Origin of the sequence: Lysinibacillus sp. FSL L8-0126 (genome assembly GCF_038630385.1) — a bacterium.
GTDB lineage: Bacteria > Bacillota > Bacilli > Bacillales_A > Planococcaceae > Lysinibacillus > Lysinibacillus fusiformis_D.
Genome location: NZ_CP152028.1, coordinates 3408531 through 3421569, shown reverse-complemented (window position 1 = coordinate 3421569; position 13039 = coordinate 3408531). Strand labels below are relative to the sequence as shown.

At 41.4% G+C, this 13039-nt stretch carries 14 protein-coding genes and 2 riboswitches; of the genes, 4 read left to right on the top strand and 10 right to left on the bottom strand.

Annotated elements, in window-relative coordinates; all coding sequences use genetic code 11:
- Positions 1–6 precede the first annotated feature (6 nt).
- From MHI34_RS16610 to MHI34_RS16565, 10 genes are read right to left on the bottom strand one after another with little or no spacing between them, the layout of a single operon-like run.
- Positions 7–1128: a cobalamin biosynthesis protein gene (locus tag MHI34_RS16610; RefSeq protein ID WP_089934741.1), complete on the bottom strand. Its 1122-nt coding sequence runs from the start codon at positions 1126–1128 to the stop codon at positions 7–9.
- Entirely contained in the window at positions 1121–1906 is a 786-nt protein-coding gene (gene cobM, locus MHI34_RS16605; protein ID WP_036120052.1) for a precorrin-4 C(11)-methyltransferase, read from the bottom strand. The genes MHI34_RS16610 and cobM overlap by 8 nt, the downstream gene beginning before the upstream one ends.
- Positions 1906–2613, bottom strand: coding sequence for a precorrin-2 C(20)-methyltransferase (gene cobI / locus MHI34_RS16600; protein WP_058844517.1), 708 nt, complete (start codon positions 2611–2613; stop codon positions 1906–1908). The genes cobM and cobI overlap by 1 nt, the downstream gene beginning before the upstream one ends.
- Entirely contained in the window at positions 2606–3826 is a 1221-nt protein-coding gene (gene cbiE, locus MHI34_RS16595; RefSeq protein WP_089934739.1) for a precorrin-6y C5,15-methyltransferase (decarboxylating) subunit CbiE, read from the bottom strand. Before cbiE ends, cobI begins: the two co-directional genes overlap by 8 nt.
- Complete coding sequence (locus tag MHI34_RS16590) at positions 3783–4916, bottom strand: cobalt-precorrin-5B (C(1))-methyltransferase (protein ID WP_036120040.1); 1134 nt, start codon at positions 4914–4916, stop codon at positions 3783–3785. Before MHI34_RS16590 ends, cbiE begins: the two co-directional genes overlap by 44 nt.
- Complete coding sequence (locus MHI34_RS16585) at positions 4916–5575, bottom strand: precorrin-8X methylmutase (RefSeq protein WP_058844515.1); 660 nt, start codon at positions 5573–5575, stop codon at positions 4916–4918. The genes MHI34_RS16590 and MHI34_RS16585 overlap by 1 nt, the downstream gene beginning before the upstream one ends.
- Before the next feature lie 12 nt (positions 5576–5587).
- Complete coding sequence (gene cobK / locus MHI34_RS16580) at positions 5588–6349, bottom strand: precorrin-6A reductase (RefSeq protein WP_089934737.1); 762 nt, start codon at positions 6347–6349, stop codon at positions 5588–5590.
- Positions 6346–7239: a sirohydrochlorin chelatase gene (locus tag MHI34_RS16575; protein WP_089934734.1), complete on the bottom strand. Its 894-nt coding sequence runs from the start codon at positions 7237–7239 to the stop codon at positions 6346–6348. The genes cobK and MHI34_RS16575 overlap by 4 nt, the downstream gene beginning before the upstream one ends.
- 14 nt (positions 7240–7253) lie before the next feature.
- Positions 7254–8921, bottom strand: a complete 1668-nt coding sequence (gene cobJ, locus MHI34_RS16570; protein ID WP_058844512.1) for a precorrin-3B C(17)-methyltransferase — start codon at positions 8919–8921, stop codon at positions 7254–7256.
- 4 nt (positions 8922–8925) lie between these two features.
- Positions 8926–9297, bottom strand: a complete 372-nt coding sequence (locus MHI34_RS16565; protein WP_036120017.1) for a (2Fe-2S) ferredoxin domain-containing protein — start codon at positions 9295–9297, stop codon at positions 8926–8928.
- Positions 9298–9443: 146 nt separating this feature from the next.
- Positions 9444–9626: riboswitch (cobalamin riboswitch) on the bottom strand.
- A gap of 257 nt (positions 9627–9883) precedes the next feature.
- Positions 9884–10069: riboswitch (cobalamin riboswitch) on the top strand.
- 142 nt (positions 10070–10211) lie between these two features.
- Between MHI34_RS16565 and MHI34_RS16560 the strand changes: the two genes are divergently transcribed.
- From MHI34_RS16560 to MHI34_RS16545, 4 genes are read left to right on the top strand one after another with little or no spacing between them, the layout of a single operon-like run.
- Positions 10212–10958: an energy-coupling factor ABC transporter permease gene (locus MHI34_RS16560; RefSeq protein ID WP_036120014.1), complete on the top strand. Its 747-nt coding sequence runs from the start codon at positions 10212–10214 to the stop codon at positions 10956–10958.
- Positions 10959–10961: 3 nt separating this feature from the next.
- Positions 10962–11234 carry an energy-coupling factor ABC transporter substrate-binding protein gene (locus MHI34_RS16555; protein WP_058844510.1) on the top strand — a complete coding sequence of 91 codons (273 nt, stop codon included), beginning with the start codon at positions 10962–10964 and terminating at the stop codon, positions 11232–11234.
- Between the two features lie 6 nt (positions 11235–11240).
- Entirely contained in the window at positions 11241–12014 is a 774-nt protein-coding gene (gene cbiQ, locus MHI34_RS16550; protein ID WP_342503676.1) for a cobalt ECF transporter T component CbiQ, read from the top strand.
- Positions 12011–12847, top strand: a complete 837-nt coding sequence (locus MHI34_RS16545) for an ATP-binding cassette domain-containing protein (protein WP_340809188.1) — start codon at positions 12011–12013, stop codon at positions 12845–12847. Before cbiQ ends, MHI34_RS16545 begins: the two co-directional genes overlap by 4 nt.
- Positions 12848–13039: the final 192 nt, after the last annotated feature.

Here is a 13039-nt window from a genome sequence, read left to right as displayed (position 1 = left end):
TCCTCCTTAAAATAGGTATCTCGCAACTGAGATCGTAGCATTACCCGATTTCTTCTTTTCTAATAGGAGTGACTTGACCTGTGCATAACGCATAGCCGCTGGTTCACTCACACCATAGGCACCTGTATATTTAAAGACTGTTTCAGAAGGGGAAGGAAATTCGATTTGATTTAATTCCGCCGGGGTATAAGTGACGAACTCCCAATCATATTTCTTGGTAATATCTAAAAAACATTGTTCATCTTTTTTTAAATCAATCGTGCATAATGCCTTCACACTTTTTTTCGAAAGCTTTAGCTCTGCCAAGGTTTCATCAATCACTTGTTCAATTTCTTCCACAGATGTCCCACGATTACAGCCCATACCGAGCACAATAGATTTTGGTCGATAAATAACACCGTTTTCTAGAAGAATCTCTTCCTCTTGTTCTATGATTCGATCCGTTATTAATAGCGTGGCATGAGGTTTAGCCTCGATGGCTGCCTGTGTGGATGGATAGATTTTGATTTGCTCTGGCATGGCAGTATCACGCATCCACCAATCGCGCTCACCCGTTTCCTGCACAATGGCCACACGCTCCTCATTTACAACGGAAGCACTCACTGGTGTCAATTTGTCGGCACTATCCCATACCCACCCAAAACGGGCGCCAAATAAGTCAACAGGAATCGTCTTTTGCACATCAGAAGCTGTTGTAATAATTGGATTTGCACCAAGTGCCGCTGCCACCTCATGCGTTAGCTCATTGGCACCGCCAAGATGCCCTGATAATACGCTAATGACATTGTCGCCTCGATCATCAATTACGACAACGCCAGGGTCTGTCTTTTTATCCTTTAAAATGGGCGCAATCATGCGTACGACCGCACCGAGCGAAATGATTAAAATCAACCCTTTATATTGTTTAAATAGCGTTGGCAATAACAAGCGCACGGTACCTGTAAATAATTGAATATGCTTTTCTGCTTCATCGCCTTGCTCAAATTTACTCATATAATATAAATCACTCGCTGCAAAGGTTTGTTGCAGGCGACGTCCAATTTGAACACCATGCTTCGTAATGGCGACAACCGCATAAGGATTGCGTTGATCAACCTCTGGTAATACACCTTCCTGTAACTCAATCACTTGTCTTCACACCTTTTCTAAAGCCATGTGTAAAGGTTGCATCATATAACTTCGAACGATATTGATCCTTATCATGAATGTTCGGGTCTAATGCCCAACCAGCTAGAATCATTGCATGCTTACGAATACCATTTACACGCATTGCTTCATCTAATTCGATTAAAGTCGTACGCACGATCTTTTGATCTGGCCATGAAGCACGTTGAATAACTGCTACTGGCGTATCATCAGCCCAACCAGCACTTTGTAATTCTTTAACAATTTTTTTTGTAAGTGTTGCACTAAGGAATAAAGCAATTGTACAATGATGGCTCGCCAAGTCACGCAGCTTTTCAAATTCTGGGACAGGTGTACGTCCTTCTGCACGTGTTAAAATGAGGGTTTGTGTTAAATCAGGAATTGTGAGCTCTGCACCAATTGCCGCTGCTGATGCAAAAACAGAGCTAACCCCTGGAATCACTTCATACCCAATGCCTTCCTTTTTCAATAGAGCCACTTGCTCCATGATGGCACCATACATCGCTGGATCACCTGTATGCATACGAGCTACTGTTTTCCCAGCATTAACACGCTCCACCATAACGGCCACCATTTCCTCTAAATGCATGCCAGCAGTTCGAATGACCTCTGCATCAGGTTTGGCTTTCGCAATAAGCTCTTCACTCACTAATGAATCTGTGTACATGACAACGTCTGCTGTTTGCAGCATATGTAAACCTTTAACTGTAATTAAGTCTGGATCACCTGGACCAGCGCCAACTATATAGATTTTCTTCATTATTTACGCACCACCATTAATGTTAGATATTCTAATTCCACACCATCCAATTCACGAACATCCCAAATAACTTCTTCATCAGAAGTGACCTTCGTCACGACAGATGCTTTATCTAATAAATCTAGATCACGTAGCACCTCAAGCATTAAATCGATCACCTTTGCCACTTTAATAAAGACAACGGCATCATGACTTTCAATGGCTTCACGCATTGCTTCATAATCATCATGGGCAGGAATAATGGCCACTCGGTCATCGCCATCAGCTAAAGCAATCCCTAATCGAGACGCGGAGCCATTGAACGAAGAAATCCCTGGCACCGTACGGATTTCTACATCTGGATGCATGTCCTGCATCAACTTCATCATATGAATAAACGTACTATATAGTAACGGATCTCCCTCTGTTACAAAGGCTACATCCTTACCAGCTTGTAGTTTTTCGTAGACAAGTTCTACTGATTTTGTCCATTCACGTTCAAGGACAGCCTCATCTTTGGTCATAGGGAATACAAGGCCAAGCATATCTTTTTCGTCTGGATTAATATAAACATCGACAATGCGATGGGCATAGCTTTTACTACCTCTTAGCTTTTTTGGATAGGCAATAACAGGTGATTCCTGAATCACACGAAACGCCTTGACTGTAATTAATTCTGGATCGCCAGGACCAACGCCCAAGCCGTATAGTACACCTAGATTACTCATTATTTTCTTCCTTTCGATAAGCCGAAATAATATAAATTGGATTTAATGGTACAAAGCGTGTCATATCTAAAATAGGTTTGCTGCGCGCAAGCTGTGCCTGTAAAATATCAACCGCAAAGCCACAAGCCTTAAACGCTTCCACCGCTTTATATAAATTTTCAATGGTCGCTGCATTTAAGACAATACGACCGTTTGGCTTCAAACGACTACAACATAACTGTAGTAACTCCACCATTTCGCCACCCGTACCACCAATGAAAATGGCATTAGGATCTGGGAAGCTGTCTAATCCCTCTGGTGCTTTACTATGAATCGCTGTGATATCAACACGGAACTTTTGCTGATTTTGAAGACAGTTGTCTAAATCAGGTGCATTTTTCTCTACAGCAAATACTTGACCCTCTGACGCAAGTTTTCCTGCCTCAATCGCCATAGAACCCGTACAAGTACCAATATCCCAAATAATGCTATTCTGTTGAAGCTGCATGGCCTGTAAGCTTAAAACACGTATTTCCTTTTTCGTGATCAGTCCTTTATCTGGCTTGCGTTGTGAAAACTCTTCATCATCAATCCCAAGCGTGTAACGTTTCGGTTCCATTATTTGTTGTAAAATCACGACATTTAATGGCGAATAATGAGCGCTTTCCATTTCATCTAACGAATACCAGCCACATTTTTCGTTTTCGCCCTGTAAATTTTCTGCAACAAACGCTCGGTATTCTGTCATACCAAAATGCTTTAAATAACGAGCGAGCGCATTGGGGCTATTATCAGCATCCGTTAAAAGCGCTACTTTCTTCTTCCCATCGATACGCTGTGCCAAGCCTTTCATTGGTCGTCCATGAATACTTGTGACATAGGCATCCTGCCAGCTTTCTCCCATCTTCGCAAAGGCCAGCTGAACAGAACTCATATATGGATAAACCTCAATATCTAGCTTTTTAGCTAGATAGCCCCCAATGCCATAAAATAATGGGTCGCCAGTGGCAAGGATTACCGTATTTCTTGTTTCCTTAGATAATCTTTCAACAAGTGCTGAAAGTCCCCCTTTAATGCTGATTTTTTCACCTGTAAAGTTCGGGAAAAAATCCAGTACTCGCTCACCACCAACAAGTACCTCACAGTCTTCAATCCACTCGAGGTATTGGGGAAATAAGCTTGCTAATCCGTTATCCCCGATCCCAATCAATTTCATCGATCGATGCAATGTCATCAGCCCTTCCTAATAATTGTCCCTGCATCGAATAAATCGATGTGGAAAGTGTTAAACCACCTTTTATATGATGGATAGAGGAATAACAGCACGCCTCACATAAATGATGAAAGAATGCATCATAGCCCTTCTCCATCATGATTTCACCTACTTGTGACGCTGTATTTGCCTCACGTACTTGCGCTATTGTTTCTCCATCTGCTCCTGTATCCTCTGCAAGTTGTGCTAAAAAGTTAAAATCGATTGGTGCACTTTTGGAATGAACCATCATGACACCTTGTGCCACCTTAGAAAATTTCCCCATCATACCGACAAGAGAAACTTGTTTGATACCGAGTCGCTTACAATGTTTTAAAGTAAAGCCGACAAAGTCGCCCATTTCAATAAAAGACTCTTCTGGTAAATCGGGGTATTGTTTCATCGCAAATTTTTCGCTGCGACCGCCTGTCGTTACCACTAAATGCTCACAACCAGCTTCTTTAGCTACACTAATGGCTTGTACAATACTTGCCATATACGCAGAACTCGAAAAAGGCACGACGGTTCCCCTTGTGCCTAAAATTGAGATGCCTCCAAGTATACCAAGTCGTCCATTTAACGTTTTTTTAGCGATTTCTTCTCCTTTAGGTACGGAAATCACTACGTTCACGCCTCGTGTAATGTGAAATTCGTCTAATACCCCTTGAACCGTGCTATGAATCATTTTACGTGGTACAGGATTAATGGCTGCCTCGCCAACAGGCACTGGTAAGCCAGGCTTTGTAACACGCCCGACCCCAATCCCTCCATCTAAATGAATTCCAGGTGTATCAGCCCAGCTCACTGTGCCAACAATAAGCGCCTGATGGGTCGCATCAGGATCATCACCAGCATCCTTAATCGTTTCACAGCTGACAGCATTTTCTTCAAATATGCATTTTTCAATTGTAAAGGTTGCATCCCGACCAATCGGTAAATGAATGGTACTCGTCTCCTGCTCTTCCTTTGTAATCAGAGCGAGCAATGCAGCCTTTGTTACCGCAGTTGCACAGGCTCCCGTTGTATAACCGTGACGCATGTCCTTGGGATCCTTTTTTGGCTTCCGCTCCATTATTTTTTCGCCTGTTCATCCGCTAATAGTGAAATGGCATTTAACGCGGCAACCGTCACTGTACTACCGCCTTTACGACCAACATTGGTAATGTACGGAATCCCTTCGAGTTTCAGCAATTCTTCTTTTGACTCGGCTGCTGACACGAAACCGACAGGCATACCGATAATTAAATCTGGTTTTGCTAAGCCTTCTTTAATTAAACGAATCAATTCTAGTAAGGCAGTTGGCGCATTACCAATTGCATAAATCCCACCTTCATGTAATTTTGTAGCCTTTTGCATGGAAATGATGGCACGAGTTGTATTTTGTTTTTTCGCTTCTACTGCGACATCTTCATCCGCTATATAACAATGTAAATCGCCACCATGCTTTTGGAAGCGTTTTTTACCAGAGCCACTTTCAATCATTTGAACATCTGCAATGACATGTCGTCCGGCAAGGATGGACTCAATCCCTGCTTCAATTGCACCAGGTGTAATGATGACACTGCGACCTAGCTCAAAATCCGCCGAAGCATGGATAATACGGCGCACAATCTTCCACTCGTCCTCTGAAAAATCATGATCGCCCATTTCCTCTGCAATAATCGAGAAACTATAATCGTAAATTTTATCTGGGTCTACCGTTAATGGTTTGAAATCTGTTTTAAAATCCATGGATAATGCCTCCTAAAGTGTATGTTGTACAGCCTGTAATATTTCTTCAAATGTTGAATATTGTTGGCCATATTGAATGGTTGGTCTTGCAATAAGAATCGTTTCAATATGACAGGCAAGAGCTGCCTCAAGCTTCTCATCAACTGAGCCAACTTTACCGCTTTCTTTGGTGATCATCAAAGTTACTCCATATTGACGAAACAATGCTTCATTTAATTCCTTTGAAAACGGACCTTGAATAGCTACAATATCTCGTTGTGCCACACCAAGTGCCTCACATTTTTCCATATTGTCCAGTCGTGGAAGCATGCGAGCAATTACTCTCGTATTTTCTAAGCCTTGTAAAACCTTTGTAAAAGTAGCAAGTGTTTTGCTGCCTGTTGTCAGCATGATGACACCTCGCTTTTTTGCCGCTAATTGGGCAGCCTCCTCATAATCCTTCACTATCGTAATGAGAGGATGCGCATAGTGTTCATGGGCACGCTCATAGCGAATATAAGGAACTTGTGCCTGTTCGGCCGCTGCCATTGCATTTTTAGAAGCTTCCTCAGCAAATGGATGAGAGGCATCAACCACCATTTGATAGCCTTGCTCTGTTATGATGGCTGCCATTTCCTCAGCTGTCAGTCGACCTATTAAATGTGGTAGGCCAACGTCAGCAAGACTAGAGGCTGCCGAATCAGTCACGACGGTAGCTGTTACCGCATGTCCTGCGCTTTGCAGGGCAAGGGCTAGATCCCTTGCATCACTCGTCCCTGCTAACATGAAAATCATTTTACTGGCTCCTCTTCATGGTGGTGGTCATGGTCATGATGGTGGTCGTGTCCGTGATCATGATGATGGTGATGATGGGCATGTCCATGAACTGCCGCATAGGCACGATAATTTTCTAAATCTTGCATGCCTGTAGATGTACCATTTATCGTTTGTTCAATACGCTCTAATAAAACATTTTGTAAACGTTCATGGTAGCCAAAATAATTGGCAATTTGAACAGTACAATCTGGATATTGTTCATTAAACTTCACACACATATCATTCATACGTTCCATTAAAATACCTGTGAATAAAAAGTATGGGAGCATGATGATTTTTTTCGCACCTAATTTAACACAGCGTTCAATACCTTCTTCAACACGTGGATCTGTTACGCCCATAAATGCACTTTCCACATATTTAACAGGTAATTTTTCCCATAAAAGTCGTGTAATTTTATAAAAATCACCATTTGCAGATGGATCACTGCCACCTCGTGCAATCAATAAAATGGCTGTATCTTGTTGCTCTTGTTCTGAATGAAAACCAATTTCCGCTAGACGATCTTGTAAAATCGCAAATATTTCATCATGAATGCCAATGGTTTGACCATAGGTAAATGTAATGTTCGGATAATGCTCACGCGCATGCTCGATCTCTGCTGGAATATGCAGCTTTGAATGGCCTGCATGAAGTAAAATAATCGGAATTACATGAACCTCTGTAGCCCCTTTCTTCACACAATTCGTAATGCCTTCTTCGATGTTCGGTGAAGCAAATTCTAGGAAACATGTTTCCACTAAAAATTGTGCATCAATACGCGGTGTCATTTGTTCAATAAATGTACGTACCTCATCATTTCCTGCTGCTAAACGGCTCCCATGGCCGACAAATAAAATAGCTTTCATCTCTTTTCTCCTCACTAGTCGCCGCACGGAGCTGGCTCTACTTTTATTTTGGAAGACATATCTTGATACGTAAAATGCAATATCTTTTTCACACGTTTAAAATATTTAAATAAACGTTCATTTGGGTGAGCATTTGCTTTATATTCTTCAATAATATCTGTAATTAGTGGAATCAGTTGTTCAGGCTCCAACCCTTCTACAACAGGCTGTGCTGCATGGGCCGTACGACCAACTGGCTTCGCCCCAATAAAGACATCAAATTTACTTTTGCGATAGACAATACCAATATCATCAAATACAGCCCGGTAACAGGCCATACCACAGCCGTTAAAGCCGATATTTAATGTTTTCGGCAAAGACATTCCACCTAATTTTTGTTGTATTTCTTCTGCATAGGGAATCGAATCGGCCTTTTCACCATAGCAAAAATCACAAGCCTTCAAGGATAGCACATCACCAATCGGCGCTAATAAAAAGCCTACTTCCTGTAATTTCTCCGTGATACGTTCAGGGGCAGTCGTTGGGATTTTCAAATGGATTTGATGGTCTGGTGTATATTCCATCGTCCCCTCTTCCCCAACGACCTCTGCTAACGTCATCATTTGCTGAGGTGTGAAAAACTTATTCACCACTCCTGGGCTTACAGCTAATTCAAAAATGGATTCTATTTTTTGCTGTACAAGTTTCGGCGTTACTTTGACTGCACTTGTTCCTTTCACCATTGCGAGTGCCGCTGTAGCCATTTCAAGTGCTGTTTTTTTTGGCTTTGGCGTAGCGGCTACACTGGGTTTATTAAAACGCCCTGCATTAGGATCTGCTGTAAAGTCTTGTCGTGCAGTCCCTGTCTCTTGGTTCATTGCCCAAGGTTCATTTTCTTCACGTAAACGTTGATGTGGACGTAAGGGTTGTTTTTCTTCACCCAATGTATATTTACGTTGATAGCCACGTGGTGTAATCATTTTATTGTCATAGAAAAATGTCGACGAATTACCAATAATGACTGTCGTCAGCATTCCAATGTCATGCTCCAGCATTTCGGCTAATGTTGTCATCGTCACTTCTTGACGATCGCGGTAAGCACTTTTCACAAGTCCTACTGGTGTGTCAGGCGAACGATATTCTAAGAGAATGCGCTGTGCTTCGACAATTTGTCTTGTTCGGCGACCGCTTTTTGGGTTGTATAAAGCGATTACAAAATCCGCCATAGCGGCTGCCTCGACGCGCTTGGCAATTAAATTCCATGGTGTTAGATGGTCACTTAAACTAATCGTACAGGCATCATGCATAATCGGGGCACCAAGTAAGCTAGCACATGAATTGATGGCAGAAATACCAGGGACAATTTCTACCTCAATCCCCGTTGCTTCTGTCCAGCCTAGCTCAATCAATACCTCATACACTAATCCCGCCATACCATAGACACCCGCATCACCACTTGAAATGACTGAGACAATGCTTCCAGCCTCTGCTTGGCGCACCGCTTCCTGCGCACGGGACACCTCTTCGGTCATTCCAGTACTGACAATCGACTTCGCACTGACTAAATCTTGAATCAACTCCACGTAGGTTTTGTAGCCTATGATCATATCACTTTGTTGTAATGCCTCTACCGCCCGTGTCGTAATATGCTTAAAGTCTCCAGGTCCAAAGCCCACTACGAAAATTTTTCCTTTTTGCGCCATGTTGTTACCCCTCTTTCACCTTTTCGATCCCTTTAATGGCTGTCGTTTGTGCTGTACGCTGTAATGTACCTTCACGAAGTGTAAAGACATGTTCGTTGTATAAGGATTCATGATGTAAATCTTGTACAAGTGTTCTAGCATGCTCTGTTGATGGTACACGATACCAATTCCCTTGCGGATAGGCGATGACCACACAAGCATCCTTGCATCGTCCATTACAGCGCGTTCTTGTTGTATGTATCTCTTGATCAAGTGCTTGCTGTTGTATTTCTTCTCGAATAGCTAGGGTAATTTCCTCCCCACCTTTGTTCATGCAGCTACTACCATTACAAATAAAGAGATGTGTTTTCATCCCCTCTAAATTCCATGTTGTCATCTTCTGTCTCCCCTCATTTGCTTTCTGGAAAAAGAAAAACCTTTACTCTAATTACGAAGAGTAAAGGTTTTGTAGAAGCCAAATAAAAACGAATAAAATAAAATACAGGTACTCGCTCTTGCTTCAACTTCTCCCTCCGAAAAGTTTGCATGCACAATCAAATAAGCAGGTTTCCTGACTTAAGCTTCATTTTACTATCGCACCTTCCCAAGTTTGCACCAGTGGCTTTGCGATTTCATCAGCTATTACAGTAGCGGGGGCTGTATTGGATTTTCACCAATTTCCCTATTATCTCGAGTTATTCGAGCACTTATCGACGTTTTATATGAAATTTATTATCTTCTTAATAGAATAGAAAACTGTCTCTATCATATCTCATTATTTTAAAATTTCAATATTTCTATAAAAATTTATGACAATTTTATCAATTTTGTGTGTAGACCGGGTATAAAAATTATAATATCTCCCTATTTATGACAATTCAGTAGTTATCAGAATCTTCTCTATTGACCTTCAATTGAAAATATTTTTAAAAAAAGTATAGCATATTTATGGAAAATCATGTTACACTTTGTCGTGAAATCTCACAACTTAATGTTTTTTCGGTGTAAAATACTTATCATTTTGCTTAAAAGGGAAGCCGGTTTGAGTCCGGCGCGGTCCCGCCACTGTATTAGGGAGCTTTATAGAACATGTCACTGTCCAACGGATGGGAAGACCTATAAAGTGTTGAACTAGAGCCAGGAGACCTGCCGAAAAATATGTGATCGTTTCAGCCTACGAGGATAGGTGTGCGGCTTAGCAGATGAGAATGTTATTTGCTTTTTTAGCTATGCACTTTTCCAACAACGGAGAAGTGCTTTTTTATTTACGCACGCTACATTCTAAAAATCTATTAGTAAGGAGGAAAGCTTTTGAAATTTTCATGGTGGAAACTTAGTTATTTTTTATTGGCCTTTTTACTCGTGCCAAAACGTGCCTTTGCTATGCATATCATGGAAGGTTTTTTACCAATCGAATGGGCTATTTTTTGGTGGGTCATCTCTATCCCATTTATTATTCTAGGATTGCGCTCCATTCGCAAAACAATTGAAGAAAACCCTGAAACCAAAATGCTTTTAGGTCTTTCAGGAGCCTTTGCTTTTGTGCTGTCGGCGTTAAAAATCCCTTCGGTTACAGGTAGTTGCTCCCACCCAACTGGTGTTGGACTTGGAACGGTTTTATTCGGACCTCTCGCTATGAGTGTCATCGGAACGATTGTTTTATTATTCCAATCTTTATTATTAGCACATGGTGGGATTACCACTTTAGGAGCGAACGCCTTCTCTATGGCGATTGTAGGCCCATTTATTGCTTACTTTGTCTTTAAAGGGGCTCAAAAAATAGGGTTGTCATTTTCACTAGCTGTTTTTTTTGCTGCGATGCTTGGTGACTTAGGTACATATGTTGTGACTTCTGTACAGTTAGCATTAGCCTTCCCTTCAGAGGTTGGCGGCTTTATGGCATCGTTTACAAAGTTCGCAGGTATTTTTGCCTTAACTCAAATTCCGTTAGCGGTGAGTGAAGGAATTTTAACGGTCATTGTGATGAATTTCTTGAAAAAGTACAATGTCAGCGAATTAAAAATGTTGCGTGTTTTCTCAACAAAGGAGGCACATTAGTAGATGAAACGAAATTTATTACTATTAGCGATTGTTGTGCTGTTAGCTATCATCCCATTGTTTATACAAAAAGGTGCAGAATTTGGTGGTGCTGATGGAGAGGCAGAAGCAGCCATTGGCGAAATCAATGCAGAATATGAACCGTGGTTTGAAAGCTTATGGGAGCCACCAAGTGGTGAAATTGAAAGCTTATTATTCGTGCTACAGGCAGCTATTGGAGCTGGTTTTATTGGCTACTTCATCGGCTATATGCGCGGCAAGCATAAAGAAGGTTAACCCGTTATGTTACTCATTGATAAGTATGCGTATCTTAATAAGCTAGCGTCCGTTCATCCGCTAGAAAAAATGATACTTTCAATTGGTCTACTTCTCGTAACGCTCATCATGAGAGATGAACGACTTTCACTCATTACATTTTTTGTAATGAGTGCTTTTATCATTTTAGGTGCAAAAATTCCGCTTACCTACTATGTTAAGTTATTATTGCTACCTGGATTTTTCTTACTAACAAGTCTTGTATCCATCTTGCTGTCAATCACACCAGCAACTCATGTATTACCTGCCCATCTGTGGTCTTTTACGTGGATGAATTGGACAATTTTCATCGGAAAAGCAAGTGCCCTGTCCGCCCAACAATTGTTCTTTATTGTCCTTGGCAGTAGTAGTTGTTTATACTTTTTAATTTTGACCACATCCGTACAAGGGATTTGCTATGTGCTCCGACAATGGCGACTGCCCTCTTTATTGGTTGAGCTTATTGAACTAACCTATCGTTTTATTTTTATATTTTTAGAAAGCATGTACAGAATACATCTTGCCCAGCAAGCGCGTCTTGGCTACCATTCTCCAATGCAATGGCTACGCTCCGTATCCATGCTTATTGTGGCGCTATTTGCTGAAATGTTTCAGCGTAGTCGTGAGCTTAATAATGCCATGCAGTCACGGGGTGGCGAAGCCGTCTACTGGCAAGAGATGGGCTCCTATAGCAAGAAAAATTGGCTAGGCATAGCGACACTATTCCTATTCCTCATTGTATATGGAGGGTACTTCTCATGACAGCATTCTATTTTGAACTAAACCGCTTGTCCTATGCCTATGCAGATGGTACGAAGGCATTGTCAGACATTACTTTACACATTCCAAAAGGAAAAAAAATTGCCATCCTTGGTCATAATGGCGCTGGAAAATCAACATTGTTTCAGCATCTTAATGGTATTTTACAACCGTCAGCTGGGACGATTGTTTTTGATGGCAACGAGCTTCAATATAGTCGAAAAGCTTTAAAGGCACTTCGCCAGCAAGTTGGCATTGTTTTTCAAGATGCGGATCATCAACTTTTTTCAGGTACTGTCAAGCAAGATATCGCATTTGGACCACTAAATCTTGGCTGGTCTACCGAAAAAATCGAAGAAAAAATAGCATGGGCTGTTGCGCAAACGGAAATAGGCGATTTACTCGAAAAACCTATTCACTTTCTAAGCGTAGGTCAGAAAAAGCGTGTGGCGATGGCAGGTGTTTTAGCGATGGAGCCCTCTGTCCTCTTATTAGATGAGCCAACAGCAGGCCTTGACAATTATTATGCTACCCAAGTTCTACAGTACCTAGGTAAATTAGAAGACGGCGAAAGAACCATTTTACTTGCTACCCATGACATTCCCCTTGCTTATGAATGGGCGGATCAAATCATTGTCATGGAGGCAGGGAATATCATTTATAACGGAGACCCGATCGAGTTGTTTTATGAAGAAGAATTGCTGCAACGTGCACATCTCGAACGTCCATGGGTTTTTGATATGTTCATGACATTACAAAAAAAGAAGCTATTGCAGGAAAACATTACACCCCCCCGCTCCAAGTGTGAATTACAACAATTAATAGAACAATTGTAGACAAAAGTCATCGAGAAATTCTCTCTCGATGGCTTTATCATTTTTTATTTTCTTTCATATTCAAAAATTAGTAAACTACTACGAAATCAAAAGATTCGATTTATGTTAGCGATACGTCAAATTCGTTGCGATGTCTTTGATGGTTTGGCATGCCAAAAACATATTGGATAAACGTAAAAGAACGAAGCGTGC